This is a genomic window from Nonomuraea sp. NPDC047529, assembly GCF_040642995.1.
Taxonomy (GTDB): domain Bacteria; phylum Actinomycetota; class Actinomycetes; order Streptosporangiales; family Streptosporangiaceae; genus Nonomuraea.
Genome location: NZ_JBEYTJ010000001.1, coordinates 582,479 through 604,523, shown reverse-complemented (window position 1 = coordinate 604,523; position 22,045 = coordinate 582,479). Strand labels below are relative to the sequence as shown.

Annotated in this window: 19 protein-coding genes; 12 read left to right on the top strand and 7 right to left on the bottom strand. The window is 69.2% G+C overall.

The window, feature by feature from the left end:
• Positions 1 to 15: 15 nt before the first annotated feature.
• The 4 genes from ABZ815_RS03140 to ABZ815_RS03125 all read right to left on the bottom strand — a co-directional run bounded on the left by ABZ815_RS03140 (position 16) and on the right by ABZ815_RS03125 (position 5,469).
• Positions 16 to 1,080, bottom strand: coding sequence for a mannosyltransferase family protein (locus ABZ815_RS03140; RefSeq protein WP_357693357.1), 1,065 nt, complete (start codon positions 1,078 to 1,080; stop codon positions 16 to 18).
• Positions 1,077 to 2,393 (bottom strand): glycosyltransferase 87 family protein, encoded by a 1,317-nt coding sequence (locus tag ABZ815_RS03135; protein ID WP_357693355.1) that lies wholly within the window; start codon positions 2,391 to 2,393, stop codon positions 1,077 to 1,079. The genes ABZ815_RS03140 and ABZ815_RS03135 overlap by 4 nt, the downstream gene beginning before the upstream one ends.
• Positions 2,390 to 4,852 carry a transglycosylase domain-containing protein gene (locus ABZ815_RS03130; protein ID WP_357693353.1) on the bottom strand — a complete coding sequence of 821 codons (2,463 nt, stop codon included), beginning with the start codon at positions 4,850 to 4,852 and terminating at the stop codon, positions 2,390 to 2,392. The genes ABZ815_RS03135 and ABZ815_RS03130 overlap by 4 nt, the downstream gene beginning before the upstream one ends.
• A gap of 230 nt (positions 4,853 to 5,082) precedes the next feature.
• The gene (locus ABZ815_RS03125) at positions 5,083 to 5,469 is read right to left on the bottom strand and encodes a DUF5318 family protein (protein ID WP_357693351.1); all 387 of its coding nucleotides are present in this window, start codon (positions 5,467 to 5,469) and stop codon (positions 5,083 to 5,085) included.
• Between the two features lie 133 nt (positions 5,470 to 5,602).
• Between ABZ815_RS03125 and ABZ815_RS03120 the strand changes: the two genes are divergently transcribed.
• Positions 5,603 to 6,187 carry a PadR family transcriptional regulator gene (locus tag ABZ815_RS03120; RefSeq protein WP_125640646.1) on the top strand — a complete coding sequence of 195 codons (585 nt, stop codon included), beginning with the start codon at positions 5,603 to 5,605 and terminating at the stop codon, positions 6,185 to 6,187.
• Positions 6,188 to 6,200: 13 nt separating this feature from the next.
• Complete coding sequence (locus tag ABZ815_RS03115; RefSeq protein WP_352322950.1) at positions 6,201 to 7,280, top strand: inositol-3-phosphate synthase; 1,080 nt, start codon at positions 6,201 to 6,203, stop codon at positions 7,278 to 7,280.
• A 24-nt stretch (positions 7,281 to 7,304) separates the two neighbouring features.
• Here ABZ815_RS03115 and idi read toward each other — a convergent pair whose 3' ends face one another.
• On the bottom strand, positions 7,305 to 7,889 hold the full coding sequence (gene idi / locus ABZ815_RS03110) for an isopentenyl-diphosphate Delta-isomerase (RefSeq protein WP_357693349.1): 585 nt from the start codon (positions 7,887 to 7,889) through the stop codon (positions 7,305 to 7,307).
• A 106-nt stretch (positions 7,890 to 7,995) separates the two neighbouring features.
• On the opposite strand from idi, the gene ABZ815_RS03105 reads away from it, so the two are divergent.
• Positions 7,996 to 9,285: an MFS transporter gene (locus tag ABZ815_RS03105; RefSeq protein ID WP_357693347.1), complete on the top strand. Its 1,290-nt coding sequence runs from the start codon at positions 7,996 to 7,998 to the stop codon at positions 9,283 to 9,285.
• Here ABZ815_RS03105 and ABZ815_RS03100 read toward each other — a convergent pair.
• Entirely contained in the window at positions 9,265 to 10,689 is a 1,425-nt protein-coding gene (locus ABZ815_RS03100; RefSeq protein ID WP_357693345.1) for a CCA tRNA nucleotidyltransferase, read from the bottom strand. The two genes, ABZ815_RS03105 and ABZ815_RS03100, sit on opposite strands and share 21 nt — an antisense overlap.
• A gap of 130 nt (positions 10,690 to 10,819) precedes the next feature.
• Between ABZ815_RS03100 and ABZ815_RS03095 the strand changes: the two genes are divergently transcribed.
• From ABZ815_RS03095 to trxA, 8 genes are all read left to right on the top strand, one after another.
• Positions 10,820 to 11,344, top strand: coding sequence for a YbaK/EbsC family protein (locus tag ABZ815_RS03095; RefSeq protein ID WP_357693343.1), 525 nt, complete (start codon positions 10,820 to 10,822; stop codon positions 11,342 to 11,344).
• 44 nt (positions 11,345 to 11,388) lie between these two features.
• Positions 11,389 to 13,518 (top strand): DUF6049 family protein, encoded by a 2,130-nt coding sequence (locus tag ABZ815_RS03090; RefSeq protein ID WP_357693341.1) that lies wholly within the window; start codon positions 11,389 to 11,391, stop codon positions 13,516 to 13,518.
• A complete protein-coding gene (gene murJ / locus ABZ815_RS03085) occupies positions 13,515 to 15,119 on the top strand; it encodes a murein biosynthesis integral membrane protein MurJ (protein WP_357693339.1) in 1,605 nt (534 codons plus the stop codon). The genes ABZ815_RS03090 and murJ overlap by 4 nt, the downstream gene beginning before the upstream one ends.
• Positions 15,120 to 15,349: 230 nt before the next feature.
• Complete coding sequence (locus tag ABZ815_RS03080) at positions 15,350 to 16,867, top strand: protein kinase family protein (RefSeq protein ID WP_357693337.1); 1,518 nt, start codon at positions 15,350 to 15,352, stop codon at positions 16,865 to 16,867.
• A 16-nt stretch (positions 16,868 to 16,883) separates the two neighbouring features.
• Complete coding sequence (gene sigM, locus ABZ815_RS03075) at positions 16,884 to 17,519, top strand: RNA polymerase sigma factor SigM (protein ID WP_357693335.1); 636 nt, start codon at positions 16,884 to 16,886, stop codon at positions 17,517 to 17,519.
• On the top strand, positions 17,509 to 18,387 hold the full coding sequence (locus tag ABZ815_RS03070) for a zf-HC2 domain-containing protein (protein ID WP_357693333.1): 879 nt from the start codon (positions 17,509 to 17,511) through the stop codon (positions 18,385 to 18,387). The genes sigM and ABZ815_RS03070 overlap by 11 nt, the downstream gene beginning before the upstream one ends.
• 124 nt (positions 18,388 to 18,511) lie before the next feature.
• Complete coding sequence (gene trxB, locus ABZ815_RS03065) at positions 18,512 to 19,444, top strand: thioredoxin-disulfide reductase (protein ID WP_357693331.1); 933 nt, start codon at positions 18,512 to 18,514, stop codon at positions 19,442 to 19,444.
• Between the two features lie 10 nt (positions 19,445 to 19,454).
• Positions 19,455 to 19,769 carry a thioredoxin gene (gene trxA / locus ABZ815_RS03060; protein ID WP_357693330.1) on the top strand — a complete coding sequence of 105 codons (315 nt, stop codon included), beginning with the start codon at positions 19,455 to 19,457 and terminating at the stop codon, positions 19,767 to 19,769.
• A gap of 77 nt (positions 19,770 to 19,846) precedes the next feature.
• Here the strand turns inward: trxA and ABZ815_RS03055 are convergent, their stop codons facing one another.
• On the bottom strand, positions 19,847 to 20,464 hold the full coding sequence (locus tag ABZ815_RS03055) for a GNAT family N-acetyltransferase (protein WP_357693328.1): 618 nt from the start codon (positions 20,462 to 20,464) through the stop codon (positions 19,847 to 19,849).
• Between the two features lie 269 nt (positions 20,465 to 20,733).
• On the opposite strand from ABZ815_RS03055, the gene ABZ815_RS03050 reads away from it, so the two are divergent.
• Positions 20,734 to 21,966, top strand: coding sequence for a PLP-dependent aminotransferase family protein (locus ABZ815_RS03050; protein ID WP_357693547.1), 1,233 nt, complete (start codon positions 20,734 to 20,736; stop codon positions 21,964 to 21,966).
• Positions 21,967 to 22,045 lie beyond the last annotated feature (79 nt).

The window sequence follows — 22,045 nt, the reverse complement described above, 5'->3', positions numbered from 1 at the left end:
AAACGGGTAGAGACTTCAGCCCGCCCAGGCACCCGTGAGGAAGCGGGCCGCGTTGAGGTACATGAGCGGCCCGCAGATCAGCGCGTACAGCACGATGACCCACGGCTTCCTGGTCGCCACCTTCGCGACCAGCACCCACAGCGGGAACCACAGCAGCAGCGAGCGCGGGATCGACAGGTAGTACGCCGAGGTCATCAGCGCCGCCGCCTGCAACCCGCAGTAGACGGCCTCGCTCCACCTGCGCAGCGCCAGCAGCCACACCAGCACGCCCACCGCCAGCACGGCCCCGGCGATCTCCATGCGGAAGGCCACCGCGAAGTCGTCGGTGCCCATGGCCGAGCTCCACGTCGTCCGCCACGCCTGCCAGGGCCACTCGAAGTCGCGCCCCCAGCCGGCCTCCTGCGCGTGCTTCCACGCCAGCCAGTCCCCGGAGCGCCGGTAGTGGTAGAACGAGTACGCCGCCAGCGGCAGGAAGGGCACCGCCAGCCAGCCGGCCCGCCGCCACGACTCCCTGCTCCTGACGAACTCCACCGCCAGCGCGACCGCCAGGAACAACCCGGTGATCCGCACGCACGACGCCCCCGCCGCCAGCAGGACGGCCTGCGGCCAGCGTCCGAGGCGGGCGGCCAGCCACGCGGGGATCGCGAAGGCCAGGAACAGCGACTCGCTGTAGCCCGCCGACAGGAACACCGCCATCGGGAACAGCAGCAGCGCCAGCACCGCCATCCAGCCGGTCGCGCCCTCCAGCTCGGCCAGCCTGGCCAGCGCGACCATGGCCACCGCCCCGGCGACCAGCGAGATCAGCATCCCGCAGATCGCCCAGTCGGGCACCACGAGATGCACCGCCCGCAGCGCGACCGGCAGGCCGGGGAAGAACGCGGGCAGGCCGTCGTCGTGCGGTTTGCCGGGTTCTCCGTCGTACCCGTACTGGGCGATCGTGACGAACAGGCCGGCGTCCCATTGGCGCCACTTGCCGGCGTACTCGGCGAGGGTCACGCCGAGCAGCGTCGACACCAGGAGCCCGGCCCGCGATCCGAGCCACAGCAGCAGCGCGTCCCGACCGGCCGAGCGCGTGATCACGGTGTCTTCAGTACGAACCGGTCGGGGGCGTCGTCGAACACCCCGCCCGCCTGGTCGTCGATGTCACCCTGGCGCACCACGTCCAGTTCCGGGCGCAGGATGTCACGGACGACGAACGCCATCATGATCCCGATGGTGATGACCCGTCCCCAGACCGCGGTGAAGTACGTGTCGTCCCCGATGCCCAGGTCGTCGCGGCTGAGCGGGGGCTGGGCGAGCAGGTAGAGCCAGATCGCCGCGAAGTACCAGACCTCGGCGAGCTGCCACAGCGCCAGCGGCTTCCACCTGGGCCTGGCCAGCACCGCGAACGGCACCAGCCACAACACGAACTGCGGCGACCACACCTTGTTCGTCATCATGAACGCGGCCAGGGCGAGGAAGCAGATCTGCACCAGCCGGGGCCGGCGCGGCGCGGCGAGCGCGAGCACGGCGATGCCCAGGCACAACACGGCCAGCGCCACCATGCCGAGCGTGCTGACGTCGGCCTCGCCCAGGATGCCCCAGCCCTTGCGCTGGAAGAACAGCCATGGCGATCCCCAGTCGATCCCGCGTTCCTGGGAGAAGACGTAGAAGCGGCGCCAGCCGTCCCAGGCGAAGAGCATGAAGGGCACGTTCACCACGAGCCAGGCCCCCGCGGTCGAGCCCAGCGTCACCAGGAACGGCCGCCAGCGGGCGGTCCTCAGCGTGAGCAGGAACAGCGCGCCGAGGAACATCAGCGGGTAGAACTTGGTCGCGATCGCCAGGCCGAGCAGCACGCCCGCCAGCACCTGCCGCTTGCGCGCCCAGGCCAGCAGCATGCCCATCGACAGCGCGCCGGCGACCAGGTCCCAGTTGATGTACGCGGCCAGGATCACGGCGGGCGAGATCGCGTACCACAGCGCGTCCCACCGGCGGGTGGGCCCGGCCACCGCCGCCATCAGCAGGACGCCGACCACCAGGCAGATGCCGAGCAGCAGGACCGTGAGGTCGTAGAACCTGACGGCCTGGGCGACCTGGTCGAGGTCCAGCTTCCGCGAGATCCAGGCGATGACCTGCATCACCTCGCCCAGCACCACCGGGTACTCGACCTGCTTGTCGAACGGCACGTCGGCGAAGTACGGGTTCTGGGTCGCGAGCTGCCGGTCGAAGTACAGCGGGTAGATGTCGGTGTAACAGAAGTTCGTGTACGTCTGGACCTGGTCGTTCCATCCGCCGGTCCGGCACGGCAGCCGCACCACATAGGCGAGGACGGCCCCCAGGGCGGCGATCAGCCCCAGGGGGAGGAACGGCACGGCACGCGCCGCCAGAGGGACGCGTGCCTCGGTCGTGGTCACCACTCCTCGTGTCTGGCGTTCATCTGGTGGGTGCCGGCCGGGCGGGAGTCGGGCACCTTGCCGCCTCCGCCGCCGCTCAGGATGCCGTGGTCGTCGGCTTCGGGGATGCCGGTGTCCTGCTGGGAGTCGTCGGTGACATCACCGCCGTCGTCGTTGCAGGGCGCGACCAGGCAGTCCTGCTGGTTGCCGTCGTCGAAGGGGTTGCCCGAGCCGTCGTCGAGCGGGTTCTTGGTCGGCGTCGGCGTCGGCACCGGGCGCGGCACGATGTTCTCCGGCAGGCCGATGTCGGCCTTCGGCGGGAACTGCTCGATCGGCTTGCCCTCGTGCGCGGCGAGCATGAACCGCCGCCAGGTCGCGGTGGGCGGGCCGGCGCCCTCGAACCCGAGCGGGGCCTCCTCGGCCTTGGTGTACTTGTTGTTCGGGCCGTACTTCTTGCTCGGCTTGCCGCCGGGGGTCTCCGGGCAGTTGGCATGCAGGGGCTGGACGACCTTGCCCGTCTTGGTCACGCACCGCTCGCGGTAGAACCCGACAGCCGTGGAGATCTGCGGCGTGTAGCCGACGAACCAGGCTTCCTTCTCGTTGTTGTTGGTGCCGGTCTTGCCGGCCGCGGGCCGGTTGCCGAGCCCCTGGCCCGCTGCGGTGCCGCTCCTCAGCACCTCCTGCATGGCGGTCGTCGAGTCGGCGGCCACCTCCGCGTCGATGACCCTGGTCGAGGTCCGCTGCTCGGGGTAGACGACCTGGCCGTTGAGCTTGACGTCCTGCACCACGTGGTACTTGGTGTACTTGCCGCCGTTGGCGAAGATCGCATACCCGGCGGCCTGCTCGACCGGCTTCACCAGGGCGCTGCCGATGGCGAACTGGAACTGGTGCTCCCTGACGTCCAGGTCCATGCGTCCCTTGTCGAACCCGGCGTTCTCCACGAGCTCCTTCACCTCGTCGAGCTGCCTGGGCAGCTTGAACGCCATCGACACGTACGCGGTGTTGACGGACTGCGCCGTGGCCTTGATCACGTCGACGGCCTGGCCGACGTTGTGGCTGTTGCGGAAACCGTCCTTCTGCTGGCCCGGGATGATCTTCGGCACGGTCTGGTTGCCCGGCACGTAGCTCTTGAGCGAGTAACCGGCCTGCAGCCAGGCCGCCAGCACGTACGGCTTGAACGCCGACGCGGCCTGCTTGTTGGCGTCGAAGGGCTCGTTGAACGGGTCGGTGAGGAAGTCGCGGCCGCCGTAGAAGGCCAGGACGCGGCCGTTCTTCGGGTCGACGGCGGCCAGGCCGGCGTGGAACTCCTTCGACATGTTCGCCGTCGTGGCCTCGACCGCCGTCTTGGCGGCCTTCATGAGCTTCTCGTCGAAGGTCGAGGTGATCTGGTAGCCGCCGCTCCTGACCATGTCAGGGGTGAGCTTGCGCTGCTTCAGCTCCTCCAGCACCTGCGTGATCATGTAGCCGCGCAGGCCCGCGTAGGCTTCCTTGGTGTCGCCCTTGTAGACCTTGGGGAACTTCGCCTTCGCCGGCAGGTCGCCGTACTTCTGGGGCCACTGCTCGGCCATGTACTTGATGGTCGTGCTCCACCGCTCGCGCAGGCCGGGGTCGTCGGGGCCCCAGCTCGGGCGCTGGATGCGCGCGGCCAGGTAGGCGCCCTGCTCGGGGGTCAGGTTCTTGGCGTGGACGCTCTTCCCGAAGTACGCCTGCGAGGCGGCCTCGACACCGTAGGCGAGGCCGAAGTTCACGGTGTTGAGGTAGCGGGCGAGGATGACTTCCTTGGTCAGCTCCTGGTTGAGCTTGACCGCGACGAAGATCTCCTTGAGCTTGCGCTTGACGGAGACCTCCTGGCTGAGGCCGTCGTAGTAGCCGCGGGCCATCTGCTGGGTGATGGTCGAGGCGCCCTGGAGCTGCTGGCCGGTCGCGGTCATCCACACCGAACGCGCCATGCCGGAGAGGGAGACGCCGGAGTCCTCGTAGAACGTCTTGTTCTCGATGGCGACCGTGGCGTCCTTGACGGTGTCGGCCATGTCCTTGAAGTCGACGGTCTGCCGGGGCACGCCGAGCTTGGCGAGGACCTTGCCGTTGCGGTAGTAGAGCGTGCTCTGCTGCGCGACCGCCGACGCCTGGGTGGCCTCGGGCACCGGCGTGAGGTTGTAGGCGACCATGATCATGCCGAAGATGCCGGCCGCCAGCACGACCACGCTGGCCACGACGATCTTCCAGCTCGGCACGAACCGGCGCCAGCCGCTGCGCCTCTTGGTCGGCGGCCCGGGCGGCTCCGGGGGTTCGTCCTGCCCGCTCGCCCGGCGCGAGCGCCTGGGCGGCGCCTCGCTGACCATCGTCTCCTGGTTGCTCACGGAACGCGTGTCCTGCCGCGCCCGGGAGCGGGCGCGCGGCGGCGGCTCCTCACGCCCCTGGGGCGCCCCGCGCTGGGGCTGCGGCCCTGAGGCGGGGTCGCTGTACGACTGCGCGGACATCGCGCCGGTCTGCTCATAAGCGGCTTCAGGACGACGTGGCGACTGCGTCGAACCCCAATCGGAGTCGCCGGTTTGGGGAGGAGAACCTGGGGGCACAGAACGGGATGAGTTGGAGCGACGGCGCCTTCCCGGGCGGGCCGTCCCCTCATTCATGCTGTTACTCACACGTCCTCGCATCGTCGTCGGATAAAACGGCGTATGGGCGTGAGGTGACTCGCCGCCCTCGGTGTTCACGGTTGGCCGACGAGGTCTGGCGGTCCGTTGCCGAGGACGAACGAGACCGTCAGGTGGTTCCAGGAACAACCTTGGCAGACCTCGACGACGTACACCCGGAACTCATCGTAATCATGGGCCATTTCGACAAGCTCTGACGTGGCCTTTGCCTGACCGGCATGCCGCCCGAGCGAATCGCCGTAGACATAGGTCACGTTGGTGACGTTCTCCCTCTCGCACACCGGGCAGAGACGTTCGGTCGACTCGCCGAACATGCGGGCTGCGCGAAGGAGGTACGGCTGTGCGTCACAGAGGTCTCCGCGCGAGGCGCGGCCCACCTCAAGGGAACGGACCGCTGCCCGCTTGGCGAGGCCGTAGTCCACCACCCTCCGCTGTGACCACATGAGCGCCAGACTACGGCGTTTTACCGAATCATCCCAACGGCTTGGCAAATCCTTTGATTGCGGCCTTATAGCGAATCGACGTATCCTCTGGATGTATCGACTCGATACATCGACGCGAGAGGAGGCGGTTCCAGTGGCCAGCGGACAAGGCAGAGTTCTGGAGCTCGCCGTTCTCGGGTCGCTGCACGAACAGCCGCTACACGGCTATGAGCTGCGCAAACGGCTCAACGCCCTGTTGGGCATGTTCCGTGCGTTCTCCTATGGATCGCTGTACCCCTGTCTGCGATCGCTACTGGCCCAGGGCCTCATCGTGGAGGAGCAGCCTGCTCCCGCCACGATGGTCGGCGGCCGGTCGAAAATCGTCTACAAGCTGACCGCCGAGGGCAAGGAACGCCTCCAGGAGCTGCTGACCCAGGCCGGCCCGTCAGCCTGGGAGGACGAGAGCTTCGGTGTGCACTTCGCCTTCTTCAGGCACACGGAGGCCGAGGTGCGCCTGCGCATCCTCGAAGGCCGCCGCAGCCGCCTGGAGGAGCGCCTCGACAGCGTGCGCACGGCGCTGGCCCGTACCAGGGAGAGGCTCGACAGCTACACGCTCGAGCTGCAGCGCCATGGGCTTGAGTCGGTCGAACGCGAGGTGCGTTGGCTGAACGAGCTGATCGCCACGGAGCGGCGGGCCTCGGAAGGGCCCGAGAGAGATACCACGTCAACTGATGAGTAAGGGAGCGAGTGCGATGGGTTCGGTTCGCGTGGCCATTGTCGGTGTCGGCAACTGCGCGTCTTCGCTGGTCCAGGGCGTCCACTACTACAAGGACGCGGACCCGGCCGCGCGAGTGCCGGGCCTGATGCACGTGAAGTTCGGTGATTATCACGTGGGCGACGTCGAGTTCGTCGCCGCCTTCGACGTGGACGCCAAGAAGGTCGGCCGCGACCTGTCTGAGGCGATCGTCGCCAGCGAGAACAACACCGTGAAGATCACGGATGTGCCGCCGACCGGGGTGACCGTGCTGCGCGGTCACACCTTCGACGGTCTGGGCGAGTTCTACCGCGAGATCATCGAGGAGTCCGACGAGGAACCCGTCGACGTGGTCAAGGTGCTCCGCGACAACCAGGTCGACGTCCTGGTGTCCTACCTGCCGGTGGGCTCGGAGGAGGCCGACCGCTTCTACGCGCAGTGCGCCATCGACGCCAAGGTGGCGTTCGTCAACGCGCTGCCGGTCTTCATCGCCTCCGACCCCGAGTGGGCCGAGAAGTTCACCGAGGCCGGCGTGCCGATCGTGGGCGACGACATCAAGTCGCAGGTCGGCGCCACGATCACGCACCGCGTGCTGGCCAAGCTGTTCGAGGACCGCGGGGTCGAGCTGCTGCGCACGTACCAGCTCAACTTCGGCGGCAACATGGACTTCATGAACATGCTGGAGCGCAGCCGGCTCCAGTCGAAGAAGATCTCCAAGACGCAGTCGGTGACCTCGCAGATCCCGCACGAGATGGGCAAGGCCGATGTGCACATCGGCCCGTCGGACCACGTGCCGTGGCTCGACGACCGCAAGTGGGCGTACGTGCGCCTGGAGGGCCGCTCGTTCGGCGACACGCCGCTGAACCTGGAGTACAAGCTGGAGGTCTGGGACTCCCCCAACTCCGCCGGCATCATCATCGACGCCGTGCGCGCCGCCAAGATCGCCCTCGACCGGGGCATCGGCGGCCCGATCCTGTCGGCGTCGTCGTACTTCATGAAGTCGCCGCCGGAGCAGTACTCCGACGACGAGGCCCGCGAGTACGTCGAGAAGTTCATCAGGGGCGAGGTCGAGCGCTGACCGGTGGCCCCTCGCGGCCGCGGCTCAGCCGCGCGCGGCGGGGGGCAGTTCGTCGTCGGGGGCGGGACGCCAGGCCAGCGGGTCGGCGCCCAGCTCACTGAGCAGCGGCACCTGCTCCCTGCACCACGGCGAGATCGCCAGCAGGCCGCTCAGCACGCCCTCGGCGAACTCCTTCCACGGCATCCAGCGCACCTCGCCCACCTCGTCGGGGTTGGGCACCACCGGGGTGTCGACCGTGACGCGGTAGACCGGGCACAGCTCGTGCTCGACGATGCCGTTGCCCATGACGGCGCGGTAGGAGAAGCCGGGCAGCATGAGGTCGGCGCGGCCGGCGTCGAGGCCCAGCTCGTAGGAGAGCCTGCGGAGGACCGCCTGGGCGGGCTTCTCGCCGGGCAGCGGATGGCCGCAGCAGCTGTTGGTCCAGACGCCCGGCCAGGTGATCTTGTGGCCCGCCCGCCTGGTGAGCAGCACGCGGCCTTCGGGGTCGAAGACGTAGCTGGAGAAGGCTAGATGGAGCGGGGTCTCCTGGCCGTGCACCGACGTCTTGGGCGCGGTGCCGAGCGCGTGCCCCTCGCGGTCGACCAGCACAACGTGTTCCTCAGTGGTCACGCTTCGAAGCGTACGAGATCCCGGCGCACGTTCGTAACCCGCCGGGCATCTGCCGTACCAACCTCCGGCGCATCCTAGTTCAGGCACTCGGGGCTAGGCTGACGGGGTGTCATTCGTCGCCGATCTCCGCGTCGTCCTTCAGGGCCGTGACTTCCGACGGCTGTTCAGCACGCGGCTGGTCTCCCAGTTCTCCGACGGGATCTTCCAGTTCGGCGTCACGAACTTCGCGTTCTTCAGCCCCGAGAAGCAGACGACCGCCCTTGCGGTGGCCGCGGGCCTCGCCGTGCTGTTCCTGCCGTACAGCGTGCTCGGGCCGTTCGTCGGGGTGTTCATCGACCGGTGGTCGCGGCGGCAGATCCTCGTCATCGCGCCCTTCGTGCGCGGGGGGCTGCTGCTGGTCGCCGCCGGGCTGGTCGCCGCCGACGCGCCCGACCCCGTCTTCTACGCGGCCGCGCTCGGCGTGCTCGGGGTCAACCGGTTCTTCCTGGCCGCGCTCGGCGCCTCGCTGCCGCACGTGGTGCCGTCCGACCGGCTGATGGCGGCCAACGCGGTGACGCCGACCTGCGGCACCGTGGTCACGTTCGTCGGCGCGGGCGTCGGGTTCCTGCTGCGCGAGGTGTTCGGCGACGGCGATGCGGGCATCGCGCTGCTGCTGGTCGTGTCGGGCGTGATGTTCGGGCTGAGCGCCCTGGTCGCCCGCCTGATGGACCGCGCGCTGCTCGGCCCCTCCTACGACCCCGGCCAGCCGCAGGCCCGCGAGGCGCTGCGCAACGTGGTCGTGGGCCTGGTCGACGGCGCCAGGCACCTGGCGCGCCACCGCGACGCCGCCGCGACCATGGGCGCGATGGCCGCCCACCGCTTCCTGTACGGCATGGCCACCGCCCTCGGCATCATCCTCTACCGCTACTACTTCACCGACGGCGATCCCGACGCCGCCCTGCGCGGGATCAGCCTGGTGGTGGCCACCTCCGGCTTCGGCTACTTCCTCGCGGTGATCATCACCCCGTACGCGACCGAGCGGTTCGGGATCGGCCGCTGGGTGGTCATCGCGCTGTCCTCGGCCGGCGTGCTGGCGGGGGCGTTCGTCCTGCCGTTCCAGACGTGGGGGCTGCCGGTGGCCGGCTTCGTGCTGGGCGTGGCCGGGCAGAGCGTCAAGATCTGCGCCGACACGACCGTCCAGCGCGACGTCGAGGACGCCTATCTCGGCCGCGCCTTCTCGATCTACGACATGCTCTTCAACGGCATGTACGTGCTGGCCGCCGCGCTCTCGGCGGCGATCCTGCCGCCCAACGGCAAGTCGTACCTGGCCGTCGTGATCATCGCGGTCGGCTACCCCGTGGCGGCGCTGCTCTACCGGATGGTCACGACGTCGTCCTCACGCTCCCAGGTCGTGTGACCTCGCCCAGTCGAGCAGCGCCTGGGTGGCCGCCTCCTTGCCGAGCACGCCCTTGTCCAGCCTGAGGTCGAGCAGGAACTTGTACGCCCGGCCCACCACGGGCCCGGGGCCCACACCGAGGACGGCCTGGATCTCGTTGCCGTCGAGCTCGGGCCGGATCTTGGCCAGCTCCTCCTCCTCGGCCAGCCGGGAGATGCGCTCTTCGAGCTGGTCGTAGGTGCGCGACAGCGCCGCCGCCTTGCGCTTGTTGCGCGTGGTGCAGTCGGCCCTGGTCAGCTTGTGCAGGCGGCCGAGCAGGGGGCCGGCGTCGCGGACGTAGCGGCGCACCGCGCTGTCGGTCCACTCCCCCGTGCCGTAGCCGTGGAAGCGCAGGTGGAGCTCGACGAGCTGGGAGACGTCGGCCACGACGTCCTTGGGGAACCTCAGCTCGGTCATGCGCTTCTTCGTCATCTGCGCGCCGACCACCTCGTGGTGGTGGAACGACACCCGCCCGCCGGCCTCGTGGCGCCGGGTCTTAGGCTTGCCGATGTCGTGCAGGATCGCGGCCCAGCGCAGGATGCGGTCGGGCTTGCCGTCCTCCTCCTGGGCGATGGCCTGGTCGAGGACGGTCAGCGAGTGCTCGTAGACGTCTTTGTGCCGGTGGTGCTCGTCGATCTCCAGGCGCAGCTTGGGCAGCTCGGGCAGCACGTGGGCGGCCAGGCCGGTCTCCACCAGCAGGCGCAGGCCCTCGCGCGGGTTGGCGCCGCAGATCAGCTTGTCGAGCTCGTCGCGGATGCGCTCGGCCGAGACGATCTCGATGCGCTCGGCCATCGCGGTCATCGCCGCCAGGGCGGCCCGGTCGACGCCGAAGCCGAGCTGGGAGGCGAACCGCGCGGCCCTGAGCATGCGCAGCGGGTCGTCGGCGAACGAGCGCTCGGGGGTGCCGGGGGTGCGCAGCAGCTTGGCGCGCAGGTCGTCCAGGCCGCCGTAGGGGTCGACGAACTCGTGGCCGGGCAGGCGTACCGCCATGGCGTTGACCGCGAAGTCGCGACGCTCAAGGTCGGCCTCCAGGGTCTCACCGTAGGCGACCTCGGGCTTGCGCGACTTGGGGTCGTAGGACTCGCTCCGGTACGTCGTGATCTCGATCAGCCAGTTGCCCTTGCGCAGGCCGACGGTGCCGAAGTCGATGCCGATCGTCCACACGGAGTCGGCCCAGTCCCTGACGACGTCGAGCACCCTGTGGGGGTTGGCGTCGGTGGTCAGGTCGAGGTCGTTGCCGACGCGGCCCAGCAGGATGTCGCGCACGGGCCCGCCGACGAGGGCCAGCTCGTGCCCGTGGTCGGCGAACAGGCGGCCGAGCTCGTCGGCCACCGGTGCGATCTTGCGGAACAGGTCGTGCATCGCCCGCTGCTGGCTTTCGGTCATTGTTGAGTCGGACAAACCCTGTCGGTCCTTCGATTCCGGAACATATCCCCCGAGCCACATCAGGTCCGGGTTACCGTCGGTCTGGGGACCGTCGGGGGCCATGGAACAGGGCGAGACGGAGGAGGACTTCATGAAGGACGCCCTCGCGATCCACCGCTGGCTCCTCGCACACCAGGTCCATCATGAGATCGTACGCCTTCCGCGCCCCATGACTTGCGCGGAGGAACTGCCGGAGACGGTCTCCGCGGCACCCGGGCGGTGCGTCGTGGTCACCGTGTTCGACGTCGCCACCAGGATCGGCAGCGAGGTCGTCGTCGCCGTCGTCTCCACGGCGGCGGCCCCGCCCCAGCCCGGCGTCGTCGGGGGCCTGCTGGGGGCCCGCCAGGTGCGCCCGGCCCCGGCCTTCCTGGTCAACTCGGCCACCGACTACACCGGCGGGCTCGTCTGCCCGCTGCTGCTGCCGGAGTCGCTGCCGGTGCTCATCGACGACCGGCTCGTCGCCGACGACGCGGCCGTCTTCACCGCCACCGGGGAAAGGCACACCGCGCTCTGTCTTCGTGCGCTCGACCTGCTGAATCTTCTCACCGGCAAGACGGTCGACCTGCGGGTGCCGCGACCGCGGGGCACCCGCGAGGCGGTCGCGCCGCGGCACTGAACCCGTACCATTGCGGGCGTGCGCCGTCGTACCCCAGCCCTGGCATGCGCGTGATCCGTAAGGCCGCGCTGCTCGCCGTGATGTCCGCCGCGTCGCTCGCCCCCTTGGTGGCGGCGGCGCCGAACTCCGCTGCCATGGTGGCGGCGGCGCCCGACTCCGCCGCCACGGCGGCGGCACGGGAGACGCTCTCCGTCTCCATCACGTCGATCACGCCACAGGTGGCGACCAGTCCGACCGACGAGATCAAGTTCACCGGCACGGTCCGCAACGACACCGGGACCGCGCTCGGCCCCCTCCGCGTACGCCTGCGCTACACGGGCGAACGCTTCTTCGACCGCGCCTCCATGGCCGCCTACCAGAGCGACCAGAACATCGCCACCCTGCCCGCCAACGTGTCCCGCACCTCGGCCATGGACGTCCCGGCCCTGGCCGTGGGCGGGCAGGCCACCTGGACGTTCACCGCGACCCCGGTCCAGCTCGGCTACCAGGCGTTCGGCGTCTACCGGGTCGCCGTCGACGTCTCCCAGAACGAAGTGCCGATCAGCGCGCAGCGCACGTTCCTCACCTATGCCCCGCCCACCACGCCGAAGCCGCCGCGCAACAAGCTCGCCGTCGCCCTGCCCGTCATCGACCAGCCCCACCGGGGCTCCGACGAGACGTTGTTCGTCGACGACAAGCTGAGCCAGTCGCTCAGCGGCAAGGGCCGCCTGGCCGCCCTGGCCCGCATCGCGCAGGAGGCGCCGAAGAGCGTCACCTGGTTCGTCGAGCCGTCGCTGCTCGACGACCTGAAGGCGATGACCAAGGGCTACCACGTCAAGACCAAGGACGGCACCGAGGGCAAACCGGCCAACGACACCGCCGGCACCTGGCTGACCACCATGAGCACGGCGCTGGCCGCCTCCCCCGTGATCGCCACCCCGTACGCCGACCCCGACGTGACGGCCCTGGCCCATCAGGGGCTCGACGCGCAGCCCGGCCGGGCCATCGAGCTCGGCGGCCAGACCGCCAGGGCGCTGCTCAACCGCAACGCGCAGACGTCGATCAACTGGCCGCCCGCGGGCGTGCTCGACGCCGATGCCCTCGACCTGCTCTCGGTCAGCCCCGGCAAGGTCACCACCGTCCTGCTCAACTCCACCAACCTGCCGCCGCAGCCGCCGGTCACCCACACTCCCGACGCCGCCGCCACGCTCGACACCGTCGCCGGGCCGGTCAAGGCGCTGGTCGCCGACGCCGAGCTGAGCCGGCTGTTCGAGCCGACCGCGCCCACCACGGTCCTGCTCAGCACCCAGCGCTTCATCGCCGAGACCGCGATGATCGCCGCCGAGGCCGGGCAGGTCGAGCCGCGGTCGCTGGTCGTCGCACCGTCGCGCCGCTGGGACCCCAACCCGACGCTGGTCACCAGCCTGCTGAAGACCGCCCGCAAACTGCCTTGGCTGTCGATGACCACGCTCGACTCGATCAAGCCGAGCAAGGCGGCGACGCCCCGGGCCGGGCTCACGTACACCGAGCAGGACCGCAAGGAGGAGCTGAGCGCCAAGTACCTGGCCCCCGTCCGGGAGGTCGCGTCGCAGGCGCAGCTCACCGCGTCGATCACCGGGGCCAAGGCGCCCTCGGCCTTCGACGCCGCGGTGCTCAGGCTCACCTCGTCCGCCTGGCGCAACAACACCCGCGCGGGCCGGGTGGTGACCAAGCTGGTCGGCACGGCGGTCGACGACCAGATCGACAAGATCCAGATCACCGACGCGCCGCGCACGCTCGCCGGCAGCAACGGCGTGGTGCCCATCAGTGTGAAGAACTCGCTGGACAAACCCGTCACCCTCTACATCGACGTCAAGTCCAACGACCGCGCGCGGTTGCAGATCCTGCCGCCGCCGGCGCCGATCGAGCCGCTGGTGATCGGCGGCAACCTGAGCGGCACACTCCAGGTGAACATGAACGCCACCACCAGCGGCGACGCCACCGTCACCGTGCAACTGCGCACGGTCGACAACCTGCCCTACGGCAAGCCGCAGCGACTGACCATCCGCACCACCGGCTACACCGGCATCGCCCTGGTCATCGTGGGCGCCGCGCTGACGGTGATGCTCGCCGCCGTCGTGACGCGGATCCTGCGCCGAAGGTCGGAGCGACGGCTCGCGCGGGCGGGCAAATCCCGGGAGAATGAGACCGTATGAGCCGTATGTTGCGGGCCAGCGCCATCATGGCGGCGGGCACGATGGTGTCCAGGGTCACCGGGTTCGCCCGCACGATGGTGCTGGCCTACGCCATCGGCACCGCGGCGCTGGGCGACTCCTACAACGCGGCCTACGCGATCCCGTACAGCATCCTCGACCTGCTGCTGCTGGGCGTGCTGAGCAGCGTCGTGGTGCCGATGATCGTCCGGGCGCAGCAGCACGACGCCGACGGCGGGCGCGCCTACGAGCAGCGCCTGCTGACGCTGGCCACCGCCGTGCTGGTCGTGGTGGCGGCGCTCGCCGTGCTGGGCGCGCCGCTGCTCATCGACCTCTACACCGACTGGGACCGCGGCACCCCCAAGTTCGAGACCGCGGTCATGCTGGCCCGGTTCATCCTGCCGCAGCTGGCCTTCTTCGGGATCGGCGCGGTCGCGGGCGCCATCCTGAACACCCGCGACCGCTACGGCGCCCCCATGTGGGCGCCGGTGCTCAACAACCTGGTCGTCATCTGCGTGTTCCTGGCCTACGCCGTCGTCGGCAGCGGCTCCGACATCGACGCGGTCACCACCGGCGACCTCGCGCTGCTCGGCCTCGGCACCACGGCGGGCATCGTCGCCCAGGCGGTGGTGCTGATCTTCGCGCTCAGGCGCGTGGGGTTCTCGTTCGTGCCGCGCTTCGACGTGCGCAACGCGCGGCTGGGCGAGATGGGCAGGGCCGGGGTCTGGACCATCGGCTACGTCGTGGTCACCCAGCTCGGGTTCATGCTGACGACCAACCTGGCCAGCTCGGCGGGCAACGAGGTGGCCGGGCACGGCATCAGCCCGTACACGCTGGCGTTCCAGCTCTTCCAGCTCCCGTACGGGATCATCGGCGTCTCGGTGATCACCGCGATGCTGCCCCGGATGAGCCGGGCGGTGGGCGAGGGCCGGCTCGACGACGTGCGCACCGAGTTCGGGTCGAGCGTGCGGCTCATCTGCTCGCTCATGGTGCCGGTCTCGCTGCTGCTGATGGTGCTCGGGCCGGCGATCACCGTGCCGATCTACGGCCACGGCGCCAACAGCGTCGCCGACGCCGTCTACATCGGGAACGTCCTCCAGGTCTACGGCCTGGCGCTGGTGCCGTTCGCGGTGTTCCAGCTCCTGCTGCGGGTGTTCTACAGCTTCGGTGACACCCGTACGCCGGTGTTCGTGGGGGCCGGCACGACCGCGGTCAACGCACTGCTCATGATCATCTTCTTCGTGCTGCTGCCCGCCCGCTACGCCGTGATGGGGCTGGCGCTCGCGTACGCCATCGCGTACGGGCTGGGCGCGGTCCTGGCCTGGACGCTGGCCAGCCGCCGCGTGCAGGGCCTGGGCGGCTGGACCATCGGCACGGCTCTGACCAGGATGTATCTGGCGTCCCTGCCCACGGCCGTGCTGGGGCTGCTCACGGTCTGGGTGGTCACGCAGATCTTCGGCGGTCTGGGCTTCGTCAACTCGCTGATCGTCCTGGCGGTGGGCGGTGGCCTGGGCCTGTTGCTCTATCTCGCCGTCGCCCACAGGATGCGCATAGCGGAGGTCAACTCACTCGTTGGTATGGTCGCGAGACGCGTAGGTCGGTAGTAATTGGGAAATCCGCCATATGGACGGACTTGACCACGACGGCTGACGAGTTTCCGGTTGGCAAAGAACGCGGGCGGAATCGACTCGGCACTACCATGGTGCCCTACGCGCGCGAATGGAAGCAGGAGGGGCGTGGGCGGATCCACCCGGCATAGCGTGCCTACGTGGGACACCACCACGCAGGTGAGTCGAGTCATGAGCACGCCCGATCGGCCTAGCGGAGAGAGCCTGTGAGCACGTCGGCCGTGGAACCCGGCACCCGACTGGCCGAGCGCTTCCGGCTGGAGGACCGCGTCAGCGAGTCCGACGGCGCGACCCTGTGGAAGGCGATCGACGAGATCCTCGCGCGGCCGGTGGCGGTGCACACGTTCGGCCCCGACTTCCCGCGCGTGCACGAGGTCGTCACCGCCGCCCGTGCCGCGAGCCGGCTCACCGACCCGCGCCTGACGCAGGTGTTCGACGCCGCCGAGGACGACGACCACTCCTACGTGGTCAGCGAGTGGGTCACCGGCGATTCCCTGACCGACCTGCTGGCCGGCGGCCCGCTTGAGCCCGAACGCGCGGCCGGTCTGGTGGCCGAGGCGGCCGAGGCCCTGGCGCACGCCCACGAGGCCAAGCTCTACCACCTGTGCCTGCGCCCGTCCCACCTGGTGTGGACGACGGGCAACACGGTCAAGGTGCTCGGCGTGGCCGTCGACGCCGCCCTGTCCGGGCTCACCACCGACCAGCCCGCCCTCGACGACGCCGAGGGGCTGGGCCGGTTGTTGTACGCCGGCCTGACCGGCCACTGGCCCGGCGACGAGGAGGAGGGCGGCCTGCCCGCCGCCCCCATGAGCGACGGCCACTTCTGCTCGCCGCGACAGGTCACCGCCGGTGTCCCGACTTATTTGGACACGGTCACCGTCCGCGCCTGCCTTCCCGAGTCACGCAAGGGCCAGGGCGCGCTGTCGAGCCCGTCCGAGGTCGCCGAGGCACTGGCCGACGTGGCCAGGCCCATGCCGATCGCGATCTCCTACCCCTCGACGCCGGCGGTCGCCTCCGCCTCGCACACCGAGGGCCTCGACATCGCCCACCGGCAGCAGCGCACCATGCCGCCCCTGCCGACCGTGCCGCGCCGTCCCCCCAACCAGGGTGGCGGCAACGTGCTCAACCGGGTGCTGATGACCCTGGTGGTGCTGCTGGTCATCGCCGCCGTGGGCGTCGGGGCCTGGACGATCGGCCGCAGCCTCGGCAGCCCCGCCACACCAGAGGCGTCGGTCGTCCCCACCACCGGCAAGTCCTCCGCCACGGCCTCGACGCAGGCCGTCAAGCCGGACAAGGCCAAGGGCTTCGACCCGCTCGGCGACGACGGCGACGAGAAGTCCGACATCGCGGGCCAGGCCATCGACGGCAAGCCCGGCACGGCCTGGACGACCCAGAGCTACGGCAGCGCCGAGCTGGGCAACCTCAAGAAGGGCGTCGGCCTGCTGCTCGACATGGGCAAGTCCATGCAGATCAGCGACGTGGTGGCTACGCTGGCCAAGACCGAGGGCGCGAGCGTCGAGTTGAAGGTCGGCGACTCCCCCGAACTCGGTTCGCTCAAGACCGTGGCGACCGAGAAGTCCGCCTCGGGCAAGACCACCCTCACTCCCGGGGAACCGGCAACCGGTCGGTACGTTTTGATCTGGTTTACGCGCGTTCCGGCGGATGCAGGCCAGTTTCGTGGCACCATCTATGAAGTAGTGGTGCATTCTCCCGGATCGGCATAAATCAGGAATCTCTCTTGTGAACTCCCCACCCGAGACACCCTCAGCAGCGGAACGGCCGGCGATCACAGACGCCGAGCTGCTCACCGCGCACATCAACGGGGATCCACACGCGTTCAGCGAGATCGTCAAACGGCACCGTGACCGCATGTGGGCGGTCGCGTTGCGTACTCTCGGTGACCCTGACGAAGCGGCGGACGCCGTTCAGGACGCGTTCGTCTCCGCATATCGCAAGGCTGCCTCGTTCCGAGGCGAGGCGGCCGTGACCACCTGGCTCCACCGCATCGTCGTCAACGCCTGTCTCGACCGGATGCGGCGCAAGTCCGTCCGGCCGGTGGCCGACGACGAACTGATCGAGGCCGCCGAGCGGGACAGCCCGCTCCCCGACCAGACCGTCGAGCGTGAGGTCTCGATGGAGGTTTCGGCGGCTCTGAAACTGCTGCCCACCGACCAGCGGGCGGCTCTCGTGCTCGTGGACATGATGGGCTATTCAGTCGAAGACGCAGCTCAAGTGCTTGAGGTGCCCAGCGGCACCGTGAAGAGCAGATGCGCGCGGGGCCGCGCGAAACTTGCCCCAATTCTTTCGCATCTGCGGAACCGTTCGGACCTCAATCGCGTCTCATCCGCGAAGGGAGCAGAACTTCGTGACGGGTGATACGCACTACGATCTTGAGGTCCTGGCCGAGCTGGCAGAGGACCTCTTGGACGCCGCGACGGCACGCCGGGTCCGCGAGCATCTCGCGGTCTGCGACCCCTGTGGGGAGCTTCTGGCAGACCTGGCGGCGGTTCGCGAGGTGCTCGCGGCGACAGCTACACCGGCCATGCCGATGGGCGTCGCACTGCGCATCGACAAGGCGCTGGCCGCCGAGGCGGAGTCCCCCCGCGGGGGTGTCGGCCTCGTGGAGGCACCTGACTGGGACAGGCTCATGCGGGACGCGCCGTGGGAGCAGCCGGCGGCGGAGGTCCCCGAGCCGGCGCGTCTCGGGGTGGTCTCCGACGACGGCACCATCGTCCCGGCCCGGACCAGGTCCTCCAGGCGGCGCAGGTGGGCAATGCCCGCCGTGGCGGCGTCGGCGGCGGCCGCGGTGGTGGTCGGCACGCTGGCGCTCTCGGGCGGGTTGCTGGCCGGTGGAAGCGGACCGGGCGGTTCGTCCGGGCCCACGGTGGCCGAGTCGACGACATCGTCGAAGCCGTCCCACCAGCGGGCGAGGGCCTACGCCCTGACCGACAGCAACTACAACTACAGCGACCGGGAGCTGCGCCAGCCGCTGCTCGGGTACTTCGGCGCGGCTCCGGCCGCCCTCGAAGGCTCCCCGGACACCGCCAGGGTCGACCGATGCGTCGCCAAGGTGGCCGCCCGTTCCAAGCTGCAGACGTTCGCCGTCGACCAGGGCCAGTACAACGGCCAGGAGGCGCTGGTCGTGGCCTCCTGGAAGGACGAGGCCGCCAAGAAGTTGCGCATCGACATCGTCGACCCGTTCAACTGCAAGAACCTGCGGAAGCCCACATTGGGCCGCTGGTAATCGAAAGCCCACGTCAGAGCCCGCTTCGGCGGGCTCTTTCGTTTCGCTGGCAGGGGCGGGAATCAGCGCGGCCTAGGATCTGTTGAGCCCGAAGCAAACAGCAGACGAGGAAGGCGTGGGAGCGTTGAGCGACGTTCGTAACGTGATCATCATTGGGTCGGGCCCTGCGGGCTACACCGCGGCCGTCTACTCCGCGCGCGCCGAACTCAAGCCGCTGGTCTTCGAGGGCTCCGTGACGGCGGGTGGCGCCCTCATGAACACCACCGACGTGGAGAACTTCCCCGGGTTCCCCGACGGCATCATGGGCCCCGACCTGATGGACAACCTGCGCAAGCAGGCCGAGCGCTTCGGCGCCGAGCTGGTGGCCGACGACGTGGTCGAGGTCGACCTGGAGGCCAACCCCAAGGTCGTCAAGACCCACACCGACACCTACTACGCCAAGTCAGTCATCCTGACCATGGGCTCCGGCTACCGCGAGCTCGGCCTGGAGAACGAGAAGCGCCTGTCCGGCCACGGCGTGTCCTGGTGCGCCACCTGCGACGGCTTCTTCTTCCGCAACAAGGACATCGTGGTCGTGGGCGGCGGCGACACCGCCATGGAGGAGGCGACGTTCCTGACCCGGTTCGGGCGCATGGTGACGGTCGTGCACCGCCGTGGCGAGCTGCGCGCCAGCAAGATCATGCAGGAGCGCGCGTTCGCCAACGAGAAGATCCGTTTCGTCTGGGACTCCGAGGTCGTCGACGTGCTCGGCGACACCAAGGTCGAGGCGGTCAAGCTGCGCAACGTCAAGACCGGCGAGGAGTGCGAGCTGGCGACCGACGCGCTGTTCCTGGCCATCGGTCACGACCCCCGCACCGACCTGGTCAAGGGCCAGATCGACCTCGACGAGAACGGGTACATCCAGGTCGCCTCGCCGTCGACCGCCACCAACATCGACGGCGTGTTCGCGGCCGGCGACGTCGTCGACCACACCTACCGCCAGGCCATCACCGCGGCCGGCACCGGCTGCGCCGCCTCGCTCGACTCCGAGCGCTGGCTGGCCAACAACGAGAAGTAAGGAGCGCACCGTGAAGGCAGTTACCGACGCCACGTTCGAGACCGAGGTCCTCAAGAGCGACAAGCCTGTGCTGGTCGACTTCTGGGCCGAGTGGTGCGGCCCGTGCCGTCAGGTCGCGCCCATCCTTCAGGAGATCGCGAACGAGTACGGCGACAAGCTTGAGATCGTCAAGCTGAACATCGACGAGAACCCCGAGGTTCCCCGTCAGTACGGTGTGCTCCAGATCCCCACGATGAACGTCTACAAGGGGGGCGAGGTCGTGAAGCAGATCATCGGCGCCAAGCCGAAGGCCATGCTGCTGCGCGAGCTCGACGGCATCATCTAGTCGCCCTCCAGTCGAAGCCCCCTGCGGCGGTGCCCGCGGGGGGCTTTCGCTTGCCCTTCTCAGGCGCCCAAGAGCCGTCAGACGGGACGAAGGGCGCGCTCCGGGCTCATGGACCCCAGAAGGCGTTCGAGGGCCACCTCGACGTCCTCACGCCACGAGATGGCGCTCTTCAGCTCCAAACGCAACCGCGGAAACCGCAAATGCGGTCGAACCGTCTTAAAACCCACAGAAAGCAAGTATTCAGCAGGAACTACACAACTCGGCTCTTCCCACTTCAGGTCGCCGAACGCCTCAATGGCCTTCACGCCGCGCCTGGTCAGGTCCTTGGCCACGCCTTGAATGAGCATCCGGCCCAGCCCGCCGCCCGAGAACTCGGGGATGATGTGGGCCGTCATCAGCAGCACCGCGTCGGCGCTCACCGGCGAGGTGGGGAACGCCAGCGAACGCGGGCTGTAGAGCGGCGGGCTGTAGAGGACGAACCCGGCCGGAACCCCGTCGACATAGGCGATTTTCCCGCAGCTCCCCCATTCCAGCAGCGTGCCCGAGATCCAGGCCTCCTTCTCCAGCCCGGAGTCGCCCGAGTGCACGGCGCGCTCGCCACTGACGGGATCCAGCTCCCAGAACACGCACCGCCGGCAACGGCGTGGCAGATCTTCGAGATTGTCCAGGGTTATGTTGACCAGCCGGCGCGACAACTACGGCCCCTATCGTCGACCCAGAAAAGCGCGCGAAAACCGCGTCCGTTGGTGGCATGGTAGCTCAGTGAAGATGCAGCCAGCGGATACCACGACGGTCGAGCCCGGTCACGAAGGACATCTCCGACTGGCGTAATCTGGTATTTCGGTCCGATATGACACCTAGGAGGTGGGCCGTGACGGAAGAGCTGAATCACGGTCAGACACCCGCGACCCAAGGGTCGCGCATCGACGCCTACGTCGACCGGTACGCCGCACGAGCTACCGGGATGGTCGCCTCCGAGATTCGAGCTCTCTTCGCCGTCGCGTCGAGACCCGAGGTGGTCTCGCTCGCCGGCGGCATGCCGTACGTCACGGCGCTCCCCCTCGACATGGTCGGCGAGCTGGTCTCCGACCTGGTCACCACGCGCGGCACGGTCGCGCTGCAGTACGGTTCCGGCCAGGGTGACCCGCATCTGCGCGAGCAGATCTGCGAGGTCATGCGGCTGGAGGGGATCGAGGCCGGGGCGAACGACGTCGTCGTCACCGTCGGTTCACAGCAGGCGCTCGACCTGATCACCCGGATCTTCATCGACCCGGGCGACGTCGTGCTCGCCGAAGGCCCCTCGTACGTCGGGGCCCTGGGGACGTTCTCCGCCTACCAGGCCAAAGTGGTCCACATCGCCATGGACGATCAGGGCATCGTGCCCGAGTCGCTGGCGCAGACCATCTACGCGCTGGAGACCGCCGGAGCGCCCGTCAAGTTCCTCTACACGATCCCGACCTTCCAGAACCCGGCCGGCGTCACGCTGAACCTGGCCAGGCGGCAGCAGGTGCTCGACATCTGCCAGCGCGCCGGGATCCTCGTCATCGAGGACAACCCGTACGGGCTGCTCGGCTTCGACGGCGAGCCCATGCGCGCCCTGCGGGCCGACAACCCCGACGGTGTGGTCTACCTGGGGTCGTTCTCCAAGACGCTCGCCCCCGGCTTCCGCGTCGGCTGGGCGCTCGCGCCGCACGCCATCCGCGACAAGCTGATCCTGGCCATGGAGTCGGCCGTGCTGTCGCACTCGGTGTTCACACAGCTCGCCGTGGGCCAATACCTGGCCACGCAGCCGTGGCGGGAGCAGATCAAGTCCTTCAAGGAGCTCTACCGCGAGCGGCGCGACTCCATGCTGGACTCCCTGGAGGCCCTGATGCCGCCCGAGGTCACCTGGACCCGTCCGGCCGGCGGCTTCTTCGTCTGGGCGACCCTGCCCGAGGGGCTCGACTCCAAGGCGATCCTGCCGCGGGCGGTGGCCGAGCGGGTGGCGTTCGTCCCAGGCACCGGGTTCTTCTCCGACGGCAGCGGCGCCCGGCACATGCGCCTGTCCTACTGCTTCCCCGAGCCCGACCGCATCCGCGAGGGCGTACGACGCCTGTCCGGGGTGATCGAGCAAGAGATGCAGCTCCGGGACATGTTCGGCACCGGCTCCGGTCCCGATCGGGTCGGCGTCGACACTCCGGGGCCCGAACTGGCCTAGCTTTCCTCGGTACGGCCGGCGCTCCCCGGGGACGGGGACGCCGGCCGTACTCGTGTGCGGGCCTCACCTACACCATTCG

Bases quoted from the DNA above. Each gene is read 5' to 3' on its own strand.
- ABZ815_RS03130 (WP_357693353.1), bottom strand. From the start codon at position 4,852: ATGTCCGCGCAGTCGTACAGCGACCCCGCCTCAGGGCCGCAGCCCCAG.
- ABZ815_RS03125 (WP_357693351.1), bottom strand. From the start codon at position 5,469: ATGTGGTCACAGCGGAGGGTGGTGGACTACGGCCTCGCCAAGCGGGCA.
- ABZ815_RS03115 (WP_352322950.1), top strand. From the start codon at position 6,201: ATGGGTTCGGTTCGCGTGGCCATTGTCGGTGTCGGCAACTGCGCGTCT.
- ABZ815_RS03100 (WP_357693345.1), bottom strand. From the start codon at position 10,689: ATGACCGAAAGCCAGCAGCGGGCGATGCACGACCTGTTCCGCAAGATC.
- ABZ815_RS03095 (WP_357693343.1), top strand. From the start codon at position 10,820: ATGAAGGACGCCCTCGCGATCCACCGCTGGCTCCTCGCACACCAGGTC.
- ABZ815_RS03090 (WP_357693341.1), top strand. From the start codon at position 11,389: ATGCGCGTGATCCGTAAGGCCGCGCTGCTCGCCGTGATGTCCGCCGCG.
- murJ (WP_357693339.1), top strand. From the start codon at position 13,515: ATGAGCCGTATGTTGCGGGCCAGCGCCATCATGGCGGCGGGCACGATG.
- ABZ815_RS03050 (WP_357693547.1), top strand. From the start codon at position 20,734: ATGGTCGCCTCCGAGATTCGAGCTCTCTTCGCCGTCGCGTCGAGACCC.